Source organism: Paludibacterium denitrificans, assembly GCF_009707705.1.
GTDB lineage: Bacteria > Pseudomonadota > Gammaproteobacteria > Burkholderiales > Chromobacteriaceae > Paludibacterium_A > Paludibacterium_A denitrificans.
The window spans coordinates 235793-249470 of the sequence record NZ_WLYX01000001.1 but is presented as its reverse complement, the minus strand read 5'-3'; the positions used below and the strand labels follow the sequence as shown (position 1 = coordinate 249470).

The 13678-nt window shown below is 56.6% G+C and carries 29 protein-coding genes and 2 pseudogenes; 2 read left to right on the top strand and 29 right to left on the bottom strand.

The features are described 5' to 3' along the window. Positions 1 to 4: 4 nt before the first annotated feature. The 24 genes and pseudogenes from GKE73_RS22090 to GKE73_RS01690 all read right to left on the bottom strand — a co-directional run bounded on the left by GKE73_RS22090 (position 5) and on the right by GKE73_RS01690 (position 9156). A complete protein-coding gene (locus GKE73_RS22090; RefSeq protein WP_280954683.1) occupies positions 5 to 130 on the bottom strand; it encodes a hypothetical protein in 126 nt (41 codons plus the stop codon). Then, positions 123 to 683: a hypothetical protein gene (locus GKE73_RS01790; RefSeq protein ID WP_230368857.1), complete on the bottom strand. Its 561-nt coding sequence runs from the start codon at positions 681 to 683 to the stop codon at positions 123 to 125. The genes GKE73_RS22090 and GKE73_RS01790 overlap by 8 nt, the downstream gene beginning before the upstream one ends. A 26-nt stretch (positions 684 to 709) precedes the next feature. Continuing rightward, positions 710 to 2437 (bottom strand): hypothetical protein, encoded by a 1728-nt coding sequence (locus GKE73_RS01785; RefSeq protein WP_230368856.1) that lies wholly within the window; start codon positions 2435 to 2437, stop codon positions 710 to 712. Next, positions 2437 to 2589, bottom strand: a complete 153-nt coding sequence (locus GKE73_RS01780) for a hypothetical protein (RefSeq protein ID WP_230371543.1) — start codon at positions 2587 to 2589, stop codon at positions 2437 to 2439. The genes GKE73_RS01785 and GKE73_RS01780 overlap by 1 nt, the downstream gene beginning before the upstream one ends. Positions 2590 to 2683: 94 nt before the next feature. After that, positions 2684 to 2911: pseudogene (locus GKE73_RS01775) on the bottom strand (toprim domain-containing protein); the annotation flags it as partial. Between the two features lie 5 nt (positions 2912 to 2916). Beyond that, positions 2917 to 3324 (bottom strand): hypothetical protein, encoded by a 408-nt coding sequence (locus GKE73_RS01770; RefSeq protein WP_230368855.1) that lies wholly within the window; start codon positions 3322 to 3324, stop codon positions 2917 to 2919. Then, positions 3281 to 3532, bottom strand: coding sequence for a hypothetical protein (locus tag GKE73_RS01765; protein WP_230368854.1), 252 nt, complete (start codon positions 3530 to 3532; stop codon positions 3281 to 3283). Before GKE73_RS01765 ends, GKE73_RS01770 begins: the two co-directional genes overlap by 44 nt. Beyond that, entirely contained in the window at positions 3529 to 3816 is a 288-nt protein-coding gene (locus GKE73_RS01760; protein ID WP_230368853.1) for a hypothetical protein, read from the bottom strand. The genes GKE73_RS01765 and GKE73_RS01760 overlap by 4 nt, the downstream gene beginning before the upstream one ends. A 112-nt stretch (positions 3817 to 3928) precedes the next feature. Next, on the bottom strand, positions 3929 to 4183 hold the full coding sequence (locus tag GKE73_RS01755; RefSeq protein ID WP_230368852.1) for a hypothetical protein: 255 nt from the start codon (positions 4181 to 4183) through the stop codon (positions 3929 to 3931). Between the two features lie 51 nt (positions 4184 to 4234). Continuing rightward, on the bottom strand, positions 4235 to 4483 hold the full coding sequence (locus GKE73_RS01750) for a hypothetical protein (protein WP_230368851.1): 249 nt from the start codon (positions 4481 to 4483) through the stop codon (positions 4235 to 4237). Beyond that, positions 4480 to 4689, bottom strand: coding sequence for a hypothetical protein (locus tag GKE73_RS01745; protein WP_230368850.1), 210 nt, complete (start codon positions 4687 to 4689; stop codon positions 4480 to 4482). The genes GKE73_RS01750 and GKE73_RS01745 overlap by 4 nt, the downstream gene beginning before the upstream one ends. Then, positions 4686 to 4976: a hypothetical protein gene (locus tag GKE73_RS01740; protein ID WP_230368849.1), complete on the bottom strand. Its 291-nt coding sequence runs from the start codon at positions 4974 to 4976 to the stop codon at positions 4686 to 4688. The genes GKE73_RS01745 and GKE73_RS01740 overlap by 4 nt, the downstream gene beginning before the upstream one ends. Further along, positions 4954 to 5325: a helix-turn-helix domain-containing protein gene (locus GKE73_RS01735; RefSeq protein WP_230368848.1), complete on the bottom strand. Its 372-nt coding sequence runs from the start codon at positions 5323 to 5325 to the stop codon at positions 4954 to 4956. Before GKE73_RS01735 ends, GKE73_RS01740 begins: the two co-directional genes overlap by 23 nt. A 20-nt stretch (positions 5326 to 5345) precedes the next feature. Beyond that, positions 5346 to 5708 carry a 3'-5' exoribonuclease domain-containing protein gene (locus GKE73_RS25255; RefSeq protein WP_376767405.1) on the bottom strand — a complete coding sequence of 121 codons (363 nt, stop codon included), beginning with the start codon at positions 5706 to 5708 and terminating at the stop codon, positions 5346 to 5348. After that, positions 5630 to 5893 (bottom strand): annotated as a pseudogene (locus tag GKE73_RS25250) (3'-5' exoribonuclease domain-containing protein); the annotation flags it as partial. The gene GKE73_RS25255 and the pseudogene GKE73_RS25250, both read right to left, overlap by 79 nt. A 53-nt stretch (positions 5894 to 5946) precedes the next feature. Beyond that, positions 5947 to 6138, bottom strand: a complete 192-nt coding sequence (locus tag GKE73_RS01725; RefSeq protein WP_230368846.1) for a hypothetical protein — start codon at positions 6136 to 6138, stop codon at positions 5947 to 5949. Further along, on the bottom strand, positions 6131 to 6496 hold the full coding sequence (locus GKE73_RS01720; RefSeq protein ID WP_230368845.1) for a hypothetical protein: 366 nt from the start codon (positions 6494 to 6496) through the stop codon (positions 6131 to 6133). Before GKE73_RS01720 ends, GKE73_RS01725 begins: the two co-directional genes overlap by 8 nt. After that, the gene (locus GKE73_RS01715) at positions 6489 to 6746 is read right to left on the bottom strand and encodes a hypothetical protein (RefSeq protein ID WP_230368844.1); all 258 of its coding nucleotides are present in this window, start codon (positions 6744 to 6746) and stop codon (positions 6489 to 6491) included. Before GKE73_RS01715 ends, GKE73_RS01720 begins: the two co-directional genes overlap by 8 nt. Positions 6747 to 7035: 289 nt before the next feature. Next, positions 7036 to 7281: a tyrosine-type recombinase/integrase gene (locus tag GKE73_RS25245; RefSeq protein ID WP_376767252.1), complete on the bottom strand. Its 246-nt coding sequence runs from the start codon at positions 7279 to 7281 to the stop codon at positions 7036 to 7038. After that, positions 7278 to 7673, bottom strand: coding sequence for a tyrosine-type recombinase/integrase (locus tag GKE73_RS25240; RefSeq protein WP_376767251.1), 396 nt, complete (start codon positions 7671 to 7673; stop codon positions 7278 to 7280). The genes GKE73_RS25245 and GKE73_RS25240 overlap by 4 nt, the downstream gene beginning before the upstream one ends. An 83-nt stretch (positions 7674 to 7756) precedes the next feature. Beyond that, complete coding sequence (locus GKE73_RS01705) at positions 7757 to 8047, bottom strand: hypothetical protein (RefSeq protein WP_230368843.1); 291 nt, start codon at positions 8045 to 8047, stop codon at positions 7757 to 7759. Further along, positions 8044 to 8244 (bottom strand): hypothetical protein, encoded by a 201-nt coding sequence (locus GKE73_RS01700; protein WP_230368842.1) that lies wholly within the window; start codon positions 8242 to 8244, stop codon positions 8044 to 8046. The genes GKE73_RS01705 and GKE73_RS01700 overlap by 4 nt, the downstream gene beginning before the upstream one ends. 132 nt (positions 8245 to 8376) lie before the next feature. Continuing rightward, positions 8377 to 8841, bottom strand: coding sequence for a phage regulatory CII family protein (locus GKE73_RS01695; RefSeq protein WP_230368841.1), 465 nt, complete (start codon positions 8839 to 8841; stop codon positions 8377 to 8379). Between the two features lie 123 nt (positions 8842 to 8964). Continuing rightward, positions 8965 to 9156, bottom strand: coding sequence for a helix-turn-helix domain-containing protein (locus GKE73_RS01690; protein WP_230368840.1), 192 nt, complete (start codon positions 9154 to 9156; stop codon positions 8965 to 8967). A 106-nt stretch (positions 9157 to 9262) separates the two neighbouring features. On the opposite strand from GKE73_RS01690, the gene GKE73_RS01685 reads away from it, so the two are divergent. Both GKE73_RS01685 and GKE73_RS01680 read left to right on the top strand, forming a co-directional pair. Continuing rightward, entirely contained in the window at positions 9263 to 9619 is a 357-nt protein-coding gene (locus GKE73_RS01685; protein ID WP_230368839.1) for a helix-turn-helix domain-containing protein, read from the top strand. Beyond that, positions 9616 to 9993 carry a hypothetical protein gene (locus tag GKE73_RS01680; protein ID WP_230368838.1) on the top strand — a complete coding sequence of 126 codons (378 nt, stop codon included), beginning with the start codon at positions 9616 to 9618 and terminating at the stop codon, positions 9991 to 9993. The genes GKE73_RS01685 and GKE73_RS01680 overlap by 4 nt, the downstream gene beginning before the upstream one ends. 179 nt (positions 9994 to 10172) lie before the next feature. Here GKE73_RS01680 and GKE73_RS01675 read toward each other — a convergent pair whose 3' ends face one another. The 5 genes from GKE73_RS01675 to GKE73_RS01655 all read right to left on the bottom strand — a co-directional run bounded on the left by GKE73_RS01675 (position 10173) and on the right by GKE73_RS01655 (position 13667). Further along, positions 10173 to 10427, bottom strand: a complete 255-nt coding sequence (locus GKE73_RS01675) for a helix-turn-helix transcriptional regulator (protein WP_230368837.1) — start codon at positions 10425 to 10427, stop codon at positions 10173 to 10175. A 107-nt stretch (positions 10428 to 10534) separates the two neighbouring features. Then, on the bottom strand, positions 10535 to 10915 hold the full coding sequence (locus GKE73_RS01670; RefSeq protein WP_230368836.1) for an autoinducer binding domain-containing protein: 381 nt from the start codon (positions 10913 to 10915) through the stop codon (positions 10535 to 10537). Between the two features lie 213 nt (positions 10916 to 11128). Continuing rightward, on the bottom strand, positions 11129 to 11464 hold the full coding sequence (locus tag GKE73_RS01665; protein WP_230368835.1) for a hypothetical protein: 336 nt from the start codon (positions 11462 to 11464) through the stop codon (positions 11129 to 11131). Positions 11465 to 11903: 439 nt separating this feature from the next. Next, the gene (locus GKE73_RS01660) at positions 11904 to 12959 is read right to left on the bottom strand and encodes a hypothetical protein (RefSeq protein WP_230368834.1); all 1056 of its coding nucleotides are present in this window, start codon (positions 12957 to 12959) and stop codon (positions 11904 to 11906) included. A 243-nt stretch (positions 12960 to 13202) separates the two neighbouring features. Continuing rightward, positions 13203 to 13667 (bottom strand): putative phage tail protein, encoded by a 465-nt coding sequence (locus GKE73_RS01655; RefSeq protein ID WP_230368833.1) that lies wholly within the window; start codon positions 13665 to 13667, stop codon positions 13203 to 13205. Between the last annotated feature and the right edge of the window lie 11 nt (positions 13668 to 13678).

Below are 13678 nucleotides of genomic sequence, written 5' to 3'. Positions count from 1 at the left end.
GTGGTCACCACCGTTGCAGAGTGGAGTCGTAGCTCTGATGCGTCGGACTGTGCTGATGGGCCGCATCGGCGGCGAGGCTGGCGGCCAGCGCGACAGCGGCGTAGTAGAGCAGCGGGAGAAACTTAGTCACGATGATTCCCTTTCGGCTGTGGAGCGGCTGATTTCATCGCGGCGATTATCGTCTGCGCCAGATAGCGCGGCGGCATGGCTGCGTGGCCTTTGTCGGCCTCCATGATCACGTTCGCCAGCCAATCCACATCCGGCACCTGCGCGGGCGGGTCTGTAAGCACCGCATCAATACGATCCCATAGCACGGTGTAGCCGTTAGTTTCGTCCCCGCAGCTGGCGCGGTTTGGTCCTAGCCAAGACTGAAAAATTCGAAGCAACTCGAATGCTTCACTTGGCACCTGCGCGGGCGGGGTGGTGTAGAGTTTCACGCCATAATCCAGCGCACTGTGATTCAGGATTTTAAGGTGACCGCGATTGTCGATTTCCGCCACCGCTTCACCGGCAGGCTGGGAACTCGCTTGCGTCTTCCCCTCGATGGCACTGGCGATCATTCCCAGTACGGTACATATGCAATCCATCAGCACCATGTCGTCGTCAGGAACGGCATTTTCTATTCCTACCAGCTTACAGACGCGGCGCAGACGCTTGGCAGTCATTTGCTTGTCTTCAGTCATGTGAAACTCCCTCTCCGGGAACGGCATTAATAGCCAACTTCGCGCTTAATCTCCGGCGCCGCTGAAAGCCCCAGCGCCTCCAGCTTGTTCAAGCTGATGGCAGTCATATGGCCCACGCGGCGGCGGTCGATGGTCTTTTCCACGTCGTCCAGCATCATCCCTTTGTGTACGGCTACCACACCGCTGGCCAGCAACTGGCTCTTGAAGATGCGGGGGGTCTTCACCGGCAGTGAATCGAACTTGGCGCGCAGGTGATTGGCTGTGCTGATGTGATCCATGATGTGGCTCGGGCGGATGAATAGCAGGGTGTCGTCTTTGCCTTCGTCATCGATGGTGGTATCCCAGTGGTAGGGATGTTCGTAGTGGCGGGCATCCAGTTCGGACAGCGCAATTTCCATGATGCGAACCCATGGAAGGCGGGTGCCATCTGTCTCGGACAGGTGGGCGTTCATTTCGGCCAACAAGTCTTCGATAAAGCTGCCTTGGGCAATGTCGATATCGGCGAACTCGCACAGCAAGCGCCAGGTGGCCGGGATGGCAGCGTAGTTCTCCATCATCCGGTTGCTGGTGGCGTCGCCTTCGCCGGACCGGCTGCGGCTCTGGCAGAACTTGACCATGTTCTTGTGTTCATCGCGGATGCGCATTGGGTCTACGCTGGCGAGGAACTGCAGCCATTGCCACATGGGGAACTGGGGCAGGGTATGAGGAATGATGGCGCCCTGTTTCTTCACAGTCAGTTTGCTACGGCACACCTTGGATTGAAGTGACTGGATGTCTACTTCTTCACCGGCCAGCAGTACGGGCGCGCACATCAGGTACGGGGTAAGGGTTGACCCCACGCGGGTGAATTCGAAACGGTAGGTGGACTGCAGCAGGCCGTCGATGTCGGTCAGGATCGATTTTGGCAACTTGGAGAATTCATCCCAACCTACCGGGTTGGATGTCCAGGACACTGAGGCGCGGCGGCGGTGGTCGGTCTTGAGCATCTGACCAGACAGCACCTGAAAGCCGAAGGTGGCCTGCATGGATTCGAGCAGCTTGGATTTGCCGGAGCCCTTGTCCGCCTGCATTTCAAAGTGGGGGTAGAAGCCCAGCACGGTTTTGAGGTGGGCACCCAGCGTCCATACCATGGCGATGGCGGCGGCGTTGTCCTTGAATGTGTCCTGATAAGCGGTGATGACCGAGCGGGCTTGCAGGCTGGTACCGCGCGGAAAGGTCATGTTGTAGTAGAGGCATTGCTTTTGTGGCTCGATAAAGAAGCAATCATTGCCCTCAAGTGCGGCGAGCTGGCCATCGCGCCACGCCAGGCCTACGAAGTTGACCACGTCCCGGGCGCCGAGATCTGCCGTACGCTCAAGGATGTTGATCATGCGAGCGAACTGGGCCGGTTTCCAAATGTGGCCAAAGCGGCTTCGCCACCATTCCAGGTTGTATAGCTTGTCGTCAGTGATCACCGCTCGTTGCAGGGTGTTGCCATGGCGGGCCATCTGCGCCGATATCCCGAATACGGTTTCTGGCTGGCTGTCCGGGGTTCCGTTGATCGTGGATAAGTGGGACTGGATGCGCAGGCGGGACAGACCTGCAACACGGAAAGCGCACAGGTCTCCGAATGTTTCTGAGCGCTTGCTTTCACCTTCATCATTCTTGGTGTCTTTGAAATCATCCACGTACTGGGTGAAGTCATCCATCTGGCGAAAGCGCCAGTAAACATTCCAGTCATGCCCCGGCAGGAAAACGCGGCGTCGGCCTTCCATCAGGTGGCGCTGGTCAGCATTGCCAGCTTAAGCATACCGGGTATCAGCCACGGTTCGATGCGCTTGAGGCGGATAGAAAGCTCGTCCGGACCGAAGTTCTTCAGTACGTCGTTGATGTCTTCGCCTTCTTCCCACTCGAGCATATCCACCATGCGGCTGGCTACATCGGCTGAGGTAAGGCGTTCGGACAGTTTCCATGCAGCGGCCAAGCACTGGGCGCTGATGGGTTTTCTCGTTCACCTTGTCGCTATGGTCAAGGGCGATGAGTACCTTCTTCCCTTTTAGGAACGACCAATCGATTGACTCCACGTTGGTCACGCCACGGATGGCATAAGCAGCCACATGGCTATAGTTTGGGCAACTCTCGATCGATAGTGCGTTGATCGGTGATTCCACGATGTAGACGGTATGGGCACGCTTCAGCCGGTTGATATCGCTGGTCCATCCATAGCCAGTTTTCTCGCCCTGAGCCATGGTTTTCACCTTGCCGTTGAGCTCGGGGTCGGCATAGCGCAGATCCACGGCCACCACACGGCCCGGGTTGAGCATGCGCACGATGAAGGCCGCGGCGGGGCCACCGTGTCCGGGTTCACCGGGTGGAACTGTTGGGCTTGTCCGGTATTCCAACCAATAGACTTGGTCTGGATGGCGCGACGGATCACGTCTTCGCTGATGCCGCGGCCCATCAGGTAGTCCACCACTGGCTCTGGCTGCTCGAGGCAGCGCTGGGCGATGTAGTCTTCCCGGCTTTTCTTTTCCGGCTGTGCCTGATTTGGCTTTGGCATGGGGATGCCATACCAGTCCCCCAGCAGCTTGGCAGCTTCCATCGTGTCGCTGGCGCGGCTAAGCAGATAGATCACCAAGTCGATGGTGCTGCCACTGGTCACCAGAGGTGTGGTCCTTCCAGCCTGCCGCCCGGGTGCCTTTGGCCGGGTAGATAGAGAGGGAGGCCTGCGTTTCCTTGCGTGCCGGAGAGAAGTAGTTGCCCTGCTTGCCATGGCGTTGCATGCCAAGCCGATCGGCCAGATCGTGCAAATCGATTTCTTTGAGGCGAGCGAACCACTCCCCCATTTGCGGGTTGTTCTGTTGTTTCATTTCAGGGCTCGCTTACAGCTTGAATGCCGGTCGGCGGCGATGGCGATTTTCAGCCCACTGTCGTGGCCGAATACGATGGCCTTGAACTCCGGCAGCACGCCCATGCTCCAGCCTTCCACCGCCACGGCGGCCAGCCGGGCCACGGTGTCGGTAAAGTCGATGCTGTCGAGCGATACGGCCGTGTCGGTTGGGGTGTCGATCACCGCGCAGGCCTCGTTCCACGGAACCGGGCAGCCGTCGACCAGCCCCAGCAGGCTGCCTTCCAGCACATGCAGCGGGGCCATGGCCACCAGTCCGGGTTCTGCGCTGATCGCATGGCCGAAGGCGCGAAATGCTCGGCGATCGGATGAAAATGGAAGAAGGGATTGCAGATTCGCCATTGCCACACCTGTTTTGTTACGCGCCCAGCAGATCGAGCTGGACGTTCTCTTCAAATACCCACATGAAATGAGCGCGGGCTTGCTCGATCGACAGTGGGCGGATGCGTTCCGGAAGGGGAGCCACCCCAGCCAGAATCGGCCATTCCGTTTTGTCCTCCGGCATCAGGTCACGGCGTTCTGTAGCCAGCAGGATAAGGTCAGCCCGAGTGATCGCTGCCCGATCCTCTTCGGTCAGATCCAGTGAGAAGCGTTGGCTCACCGCCGTGTGCACCAGGGTTTTCCACGTATTGATAAGACGGCAGCGTGCGCTTTAGCGGGCTGACTACGTCACCCACGTAGGCCTCTGAGGCATCATGCAGAAGCCCGGCCAACTTGAGCGGCGCCGAAGCAGGATGGTCGCCACCCTTACCGAGTGGTCGGCCACACTGTAGAACTCACGGCAGGCCCCGCCGAAGCGGCAGAGGTGTGACAGGTGATGGGCGATGTCGGTGATGTCGATATCGCTGACCACGGGGTGTAGCAGATCCACGTAGCGGCCAGAGACTGTTTGAATGTGAGTGGTCGGCGTCATTGGCATGTGCTCCATGCAAAGTCCGGTGCTTCGCTGTAGCCAAGAACGCGGCCGAGCGTACCGGCTTCCACCAGACGGAATTTGACGTGGCCAGCGGCCACGCTACCCAGTTGGCTGGCGGCCGACTTGAGGGTGTCCACCTTGTCTGGTGCACTGGAAACTATGTCTTTCCGGGCACCGGAGTTGTTGACTTGTAGCTTGATCACTTGGCCTCCTTGCATTCACAAGTTCCACAAAAGGCGTATGTCAGTGCGCTTGGCGCACCTTCAGGGGTAACGTCTTGACGTTGCTCTACGTAAGTCCCCCCACGCTTGACCTTGATTGTCAGTGCATCACCATTTACAGCCGTCACCACACCGGTCTTGCTGCTGAAGCGCATCGTTTTGCTGCTTGGCTTGGTAGCCACAGTGAAGCTCACCATGGAACCGATACCGATCTGGCTAAGGTCTGGCTTCTTGAACTTTTCGCACTTAGGGCATCGGTAGTCGCTCATGCGTTACCTCCGTTGGGAGCGAATGCATTTCGGTGCAGGCCGGTAATGACTGCAGAGGTTGCACTGAGCCCGGGCGCATCGGAAGAGCCAGCGATAGCCTGTACCAGAGCGGTGGCGTCCACTTCGCCAGCGAGTACGGCGCGAATGATGGGGGCGGTGCGGCTGTCGATCTTTTCCGGTCGATCTGGTGGACGTAGACGGCGTTAATCAGGGCCTGCACCGGCTTGGGGATGTTGCGGCCGTTTTCGTAGCGGCTGCCGCCAGATTGGGTTACTCCGATGCGGGTCCAGAATTGTTGCTGGTTCAAGCCGAGACTGTTGCGGATCTCGCGGGGGTTGATGTGTTTCATGGTTGTGACCTTGGATGCAGTTAAAAATGGCGATTCAGGATGTCGAGGAAAACCACCAGTTGGCGCGCCTCGTGGCGTGCGTCGTCCATGGAGTGGTGTTTCAGTCCCTCGAACGGTGGGGTCTCGTTAGCGCATTGTGGATAGAGATCGAGCACAACCCCGCGCAGGCTGCGTAGGCAGCGGTTCCGCCAGTAAGGCCAGCGAAGACCGTGCTGTCTGAAGGCGTGCTGCAGGATCGCGTTATCGAAATCGCTGCCGTTACCCCAGATCGGAGCATCCGATTCGGACAGCCGGTATTGAAGCTGGTCACCACATCCGAAAGTTCTTCTCGCCCTTCCGGTGCGAATGCTTCGGCGTGGGCCGCCTCTGATTGTTCTTTCCACCAGTTGGCCGTGTCTTGGCTCAACGTCCGGGTAGGCTGTGGCAGCGCGATTCGGGCGTAAAAACTCCGGCGGAACATTGCATCGTCAAATTTAGAAGGGTCGATTTCGACCGCCGCAACGGTCAGGATGGCCGCCGAAGGCTGGACATCTAGGGTTTCCGTGTCGATGACGATTTGCGGTTTCATGCAATGTTTCCTCAGTTGATATTGGTTTTCCGTGGAAACGTTTTGTTCGGTGTTCATGCCATGCCTCTTTCAGCGTTGCTGCGCTTCTCCAGAATCTCTTCCAGCTGGCGGCGTACGTTCACTTGGCGGCGTTTGCTGGCCTTGATTTGATCGGCTTCGCGCGGGTCGATTGGTGCTACCAGCTCGGCCATGGAGCGTTTGTCGGTGTGGCGCTTCGGGTAGATGGTGACGACGTGGTTAGGCATGATCGGCCTCCGCTGCGGGCATCAGCCCTTTGTCGATGGCCCACTGGTGGATGCGCGCTACCTTGTCCTGGTCGCCTTCCTTGAGTACGAACAGGCGTTCAGCCTGCGGCAGCATGTCCTTGATCGGCCATTCCTCGGCTACCAGTACCAGCATGGATGGCGGGATCTGGCGCATTTTCAGCAGGCTTTCCACTTGGCTGAATTCGCGCACGTTGAATGCCAGAAGGGTGTCCAGTCCTTTGCCCAAAGCAATATCGGTGATGAGGTAGCCAAGCTCGATTTTCCCAGCGTTGGCTGGGCCGGTGATTACCCAGATGTCCATGTCGTTGAGCCAGTCGGCTCGGTTGGGGTTAGCCATTGTCTTGTTCCTTCTTCGTCGGCTTCCCGCAGAAGGGGCAGTAGTTCGCGGTCACCGGCATGTTCTTGCCCTTCATGAAGCCCTTTGCATTGGCCGTGATCTTGAAGTTGGTGGTATGAGCAATCTCCATGCAGTTTCCTTCATGAATGAAAGCCTCGTTCTGGCAGCTAACTTCAGCTGGTACGCTCAGGTCAGATGTGAACTTTTCGGTCAGTTTCTTTTCGATATCGCGTAAGCAAGTGCACTGCATGTCAGATCCCCTTAAGTAGTTGATTGATGTCGGCCGACAGCTGCTTGCTATGAGTCACGCTGCGAACTTCGATGCGGTTCCGAATCCGTGTCGGGATGAAATCCCGTTCTTCCGTTTCCGGGGATCAGTACCTCGGGGCCTGTAGTGCGCTCGGTCTTTCGGAATTTGTGTGACAGTTCGGTGGTTCGGGCGACGATCCCGCACTTTTTCAGCTCATCGATGAGTAATCTGGCGAGATAGGTTTTGCCCGACCCTTTTGGGCCAATGAGTGCAATTTCTTTCATGACCATCATCCAGCCCTCCGCTCATAGCCCTTGCGCAGGCTAGACAAGCTCTGGCGGCGGCCGCCGTGGCCATCGATCGCTTCCAGCGTCGCCTCGATGTCTTCGCGGCTGGGTTCGGTGTAAATCCCAGTGGTGGCCACGGTGCTGTGGCCAAGGGCCTTTTGCACGATGCCGCGCGGGTCGTCGGCTTCGCTCGAGCGCATGATGTTCATGGCGCGGGTGTGGCGGAAAAAGTGGGGAGTGACGTTCATCGGCAGGCTTCTTTGGCCCAGTAGCGGATGCGCTGCTGATAGTTGCGTACGGTTAAAGGTTGGCCGAAACGCCCAGGAACCAGCGGGTCACTGGATAGTTGGCTGCCGTTCAGGTTGATCAGCGCTACCAGGTGCAGGCGGAGTGCCTTTGTCACGAAAACCTTGTGGTCGCGCTTGCCACCCTTACGGTTTTCACGCGGGATAAATAGGTAACCGGTTTTCAGGGCATCAAAGGTGTCGCCAAGGGTGATCAGGCTGAACTCGGTGATGCGGCAGCCTGAGTGGAGCAGCGCGGCCATGATGTGATAGTCGCGCTGGGCCAGTGGGTCGTTGACCCGGTAGGCCGCATTGAGCAGTTGCTGCTGCTCGTTTGGGGTGAGATAGCGTTCCATGTGTCCTCCCAGATCACAAGGGTTAGAAAGCGGTCAGGCGCTGGCGGCCAGCACCATGGCTATGTCGGCGGTACGGTCTTTGCTTAAGCGTCAATCAGCACATGGGTGGCGGATACAGCCCGGACGATGATCAACAGCATCTTGCTGTCGACCTGCAGCTGGATTTCGTCGCCAGGTAATACGATCCGTCGTGTTTCGCTGATGCCAAGCGCCATGTGGTACAGGGCAAGCTCGTTGCCTTCGCGGCGAAAGGTGATGCTGGCAATGTCTTGCTGGCCGTAAATCAGAGATGGATCACCAAGGGCTATATGGAATCGTGCAAGGTGTCGCTGTGGTCCTGGCGTAATGAGCGCTACTACGTTGTCGGTGTTCATCTACGTGTCACTCCACGTTTCATGGCTAGGGCGCTGTTCTTTAAACAAATGGCCAGCGCCGGGTTGTCCATGGCTTTTTCAAACGGCAGTTGTAGTCCCGCGCAGCGATGCGCTACGCGCAGTTCTTCTTCCGTCAGTTCGCTGGCTGTTGTTTCGAGCTGGAGTCCGAGCTGGTTACGATTTCGGATTTTTCGCATCGCAGAGCCTCAACGAGTTCAACTCCGAACAGGCGGACGATTTCACTGGCCAGACCGCCAACGGTTTGTCCGGGCTGCAGGTTGTCACGTACCGACGTTATGCCGTGCTTGGTCAGGCACGTTGGGATAGGGCTATTCAGGAGCATGGATAACCAACCCCTTGAAGCGCGCCCGAAGTTCAAGAATGGCGGCGATCCATTCATGCACGTCACGCTCGAAAGACTTGTACTCACTTGGAGTCACAATCCCGTCTTCCAGCGCTTCGGACATCGTCCGGTGTACGTTCCCGCCTTCGTCGTAGATTTTGTTGACCAGGTCGAGCAGGGCCGCGTCGGAAACGTTGCTCATGTCAGGAAGCTGGTAGGTGATGCAGTTGAACAGGCTGTTTAGCGCCTTGAGCGGCTGCAGATTCTTGCTGTGTGCGGTGATCTGGATAAAGTCCGCCAGCGTCGGCTTGTGATGAGAAGTGGCATCCTTATTGGACAGCTTGTTAAAAAGCGTTCCTCGATGGACGCCCATCAAACCCGCCAGTCTAGGGACGCCGAATTCGGAGGCTGCGCGCTGCAGCTCTTCGAATACGTCTTGAGACGAATCCATATGTGATAGCTCCCGTAAAAAATCGTCTTGCTTTGATTTCTTCCGGTGCTGATACTGAGGTTGCCACACCGTAGTATCTGCACCACCTGCCGCGCCCACCTCGCCAGTGGGTGCGGCGCCTTACTAATCACCCGGGTAAAGAATTTTCAGCACATCCAGTTCAAGCACGGCAGCCAGCCGTTTAGCCAGTTCTGGAGAGGGGCGTGCTATTCGCTTCTCTAGGTGACTGATGCGCCCTTGTGTGCATCCGGTCTTCTCAGCCAGTTCTGACTGAGTCATCCCACGGCTACGCCTTGCTTCTTCCATGGGGGTCATCTCTTCCTCCCTGTGTTGCCAATGTCGTAATTATTAGTATCAGTATTATTAATGTCAATAGCGATGCTAATTTTTTTAGATATTAGTTCACTAATAAAATGTCGGGATGATCGGATCGCGCATCAAAGAGGCCAGACAGGCCCGCAAGAAATCACAGGGATGGTTGGCCGAGCAGGCAGGGGTCAATCAGTCTGCCGTCAGCCATTGGGAAACCGGCTTAACTGAGCCGACTACCAATAACCTTTCTCTCATCGCCCAGGCTCTTCGGATTAGCTTCGAGTGGCTAACCACCGGACGTGGTGACATGGATGTCGTCTATGCCCCAGCCGCCGTGCATGTGGCCGAGCCAACCCATGGGCTGGACGATGACAAACATGAGCTGCTGACGTTGTTCGATCAACTGCCCAAGAAAAAACGACAGATCCTTCTGCAGTTCATGCGTGACTGGGTAGCGGCAAAGTGAAAGCACTACTTGGCTTCCTGGTCGTCATCATGGCCATACCCGCCATGGCTGTCCCGTCCTTGCCACAGGCCCCGTATAAGGACGCCTCCGAGCTGCTGGCTTGGCTGAAAAAATCCCGTGTCGAGATGAACCGTGCAGGGCGCGCCCATGACCTGGTCACGCTTTCACGAATCAAGCGCGATGCGTTCCGATGGACGGATGTTTGGTATATCGATGCTGGCCATCGCCATTTTCTTCCTTGTTCCCATGCTGCGCGCGATATGGGCAACTTCTTGGATGCTTACGAGAAAAAAGACATGAGGAAACGTGACCTCATGGGCAGGCTGTTCCGTGATGATCTGGCAGAGTGCGAACGCCTCGTGCGTGCTCACTAACGATTAGTGATGAAAAGCGAAGTCGCGTTTGGGGTTCTGCACTGGGTTTCTTCGACGCGGTCTGTGAGTGCAATCATTGTTTTTGTTCACCAGTTTTATATGTCGAACAAATTTAACAATGCCATCATCAATTGAATATCGCTAAACCGGCAGAAATTCAGTACGTATAAGTACCGATTTCAAGGGGCGGGGAATTCGATGCCGAACAAAATACTCATCAAGTGGCAGCGGTTTGAAGCGTTGTATAGCTGCTTGATTTTGTTGATCTTGTCACGCACCGTTCGGGTAGTTAAACCAACCTTTTCAGCCGTTTCATGATCAGGCATCCCCATCACCATGCAATGTAAAATGTGACATTCCCGCTTGCTGAGTCCATGCAGTTTTGGTTTGGCGCTGAAAATCCTGACAGCCACTTCGGTGATCTTTGGCATCATGCTTTCCAGCAGATCGTGAGTGAAACGATCATGCTCAACCGCCTCTCCAGACGCGCATAGAACTACCCGGTATTCATCCTTTTCTTCAATCCAGCTGAGTCCACGCGCTACATCGTATTTCTCGCATACCGGAAAAAACGTAGTGCTTCCTGTGTCGGTGTTGCCATGGCAACAACGTCACGCCAGATCAGAGCTGTTCTGGCTGGCGAGAGCAGGATGGGGTCGACCAGATAGAAGCGCTCGCGCCGGTATAGGCTGATCCATTGGCTTGGCCAATTGGCTCCGGTCAGATATTCGATAGTTGTAGTGTTTTTGGAGGCGTGAGTGACAACCAGCAATAAGCGGTTTGCGGGGATATGTGATTTTAAATGGTGCAGGTAGTCACCTAGCTGGTTTTGGTTATTAATTGATACCAGCTCGTCCAGTAGAATGATGACTGATTCCGTCAATCGTCCTAGATATTTATTCCTCATTAACGCTTGCTGCATCACCTGATTTCTAAGTGACACAATAAACGAAAACCCGCCAGAAGGCGGGTTGGTGTCGACTTGTTAGCGGTCTATTTCAATACTCCGCTCACAATGTCCGGGGTCGACGACATCGAGCAATCGGCACAGCAGGCAATAACGCCACACACCGCGTCGTGCTCCCTTCCCGGCACGCGAGCTGATGGTTTCATCCTCAATTCGAAAGAATCGCACTCATACCAGTTGTTCCCTTAGTGCTTGTTTCTGCGCCTCCAAATCTTGGAGGCGCTTAGTTATGTCAGACGGTAGTGCCGTGCCGGATTCAGCAAGCGCCAGCATAGCCTCGTGCAAAGACCGGACTGATTTTCCATCTAGTTCTGAGAGCTGCTGTTTGATAACCGCATTTCGCTCGGCGGCGACATCATCGGCCGTTTGCGCTTCGGGAGTATTTCCTTCCGCCAGCCATGCCTCGTAGTCGTCCCACCAGCGGTGGCCGCGTGGGATGCTGGCACCGTCGTCGAGGCGAATAACCATGTCTGGAGTGGTGGTAAGTTTGTAGCCTGTGGACATATTTCCCTCTCTTTTTACAGATCAGCATCAAAAGCAATCCGCGCAGTACCGGATGCTGCGGCTGTGTTTCCGAACAGTACGGCGCCAGCCGTCAGGCCAGATGCTCCTGACAGTAATACTCGCATTACGCTGGTACCAGCACTGCTCGAGGATACCGACAGCGAAGGGATAACGAAGTCGTTCAGATCATTGGTGTAACCCCACGATCCGGGGACAGCCACAGACACAGCCGGAGCGGCTCGCATGGTGACCGGTAAGCGGAATCGCATATGTAGTGAAGTGGTCGTGCTGGCCGCGCCAACGAGTGCATCACGGTCAGATGCCAGCCAGTAATACCGATGGCAAAGCGCAAGCTCTGCCCCGGGCGGCCGGAAGTCAAAATCGGTTGGAACCAGTCCCTGTTCAAGTTGCGGCTGATAGAAAGTACCGCTATTGAATGTCACAGTTGCGTTGGTATTAGCTGGAAGAACAATGGCTCCGCCATTAGTAACAGGGGTGCCATTGACGGTGGCTGTAGCCGTCCCTTTCCGGAGAGCACGTAGGTGCCTCCTATAATACTTGCCCCCTCGATAACTTGCGACACGCCGCCCGCTGGGGCGGTAAAGATCGAGTACGCCCCACTACTAGCCCAAGACAGATTCTGCCCGGACGTGGCAACTTTCCATTTGTCGATGGCATACTGTCCAGCCGACGTTGTTGCCGTACCGCTGGTATAGGGGCGCTGAAAGACATTCCCTGCCGCATTGATCAGCAGATTTCGATACATGAGTCCACCGGCGCTGCCGGTTCTCGCCTGCATCTGCCCAAGTGCTACCGCATGCTGGCTCTGGGTGGCTGCCTGTACCTGCATGGCACCTCCGGTACACCCGAGTAGCGCCCAGGAACCGAGAGCACTATGCCACATCACTTCAACTTTACCACCGGCGACAATCTCGCCACCTTGCAGTGCTGAATGAGCGCCACCGATGATCGGTTTGGCGGCCAGCCCGTTTGGGCTGAATGTGCTCGCCCCGGTGTTGGCTGTTTTAGCCTCAAATTCAAGCACCATGCCGTTTTTCAGCGCAGTGATCGCCGGGGCGTAGGTGACTTGATAAACATTAGCCGCACCCGTATCCGTACCATAGGTTAGGGCGTTTGACTGCTGCTGCCCGGCCTGAATGGCATGCTGGCTGTTTGTTGCGGCTCCAATCTGCAATGCTCCACCCATGCTTGCCAGCAGTATCCACGCGCCGTTCCCACCATTCACTCCAGCGGCCACCAGATACATCAGAACCGCCACGCCGTTGGCGGCCAGCTCTCCACCCTGCAGGGCAGTCAATCCCAGCCCGTAGATTGGCTTGGCGGTCAGCCCGTCCGGTGCAAAGGTGGCCGCCCCGGTGTTGGCGTTGCTGATGCTGATCTGCTGGATCAAACCAGTGGTCAGATCGCCCGCTACCAAGGGAGAGGCGTTTGTCGTGGCATAGGCATTGGCTATGCCGGAATCAGCCAGCACCACTGTCTTCTGTGCGTGGCGCCGGATTGCACCGAGCAGTTGGTTATATTTGGAAGGATCAAGCGTGCTGCCTCAATGACAGCCGCTATTTCTTCCTGGATAGAATCGAACCACTCATACCCGGGCGTGGTCGCCGGTGATACGCCGGGGGCCCCGCTGTAAATCCATTTTTACCCGGGCCAAACTTATCCAAGACAGCGTTTCGATTAGAAGCTACACGCCTCATTTAGTTACCTCCATAAGCGATTAGCGGCGTACTAATGGCCGGTGCTTCGCGGTGAATGACGCACTCAAGAACGCTATCGCCCCGGTGCTCAATGGGTCTTCGGTACCGGATTCGCACACGGAATCCACAATGCGGGTGCCAGATGGCAAGGTGAGCGTCCGGGCAAACCGCCAATCGATGTCCTGCACGGCGGATTCGCAGGTCATTTCACAGGTGTGGTAGCGGTACCGGGTAATGGTGGCGCCCGGGTAGCCGAGCTTTGCGGCCAGCTTGATGTAGCGCGTGGCGCGGGCACCACCGCGGTCGGTGAGCTTGGAAACCACCGATAGCTGGCGGTCGATGATGGTTTGCACGCCAACGGTGCAGGTGTCAGGAAGGCCAAGAGATTCCTCCCATTCGCCTACCGGGTAGACAGTGCGGCGTGGGTCTGACTCTGTCAGCAATATCTCGGCGCGCGCGTCGGCCTCGGCCAGGGAACGGGGCAATATTGCCAAGC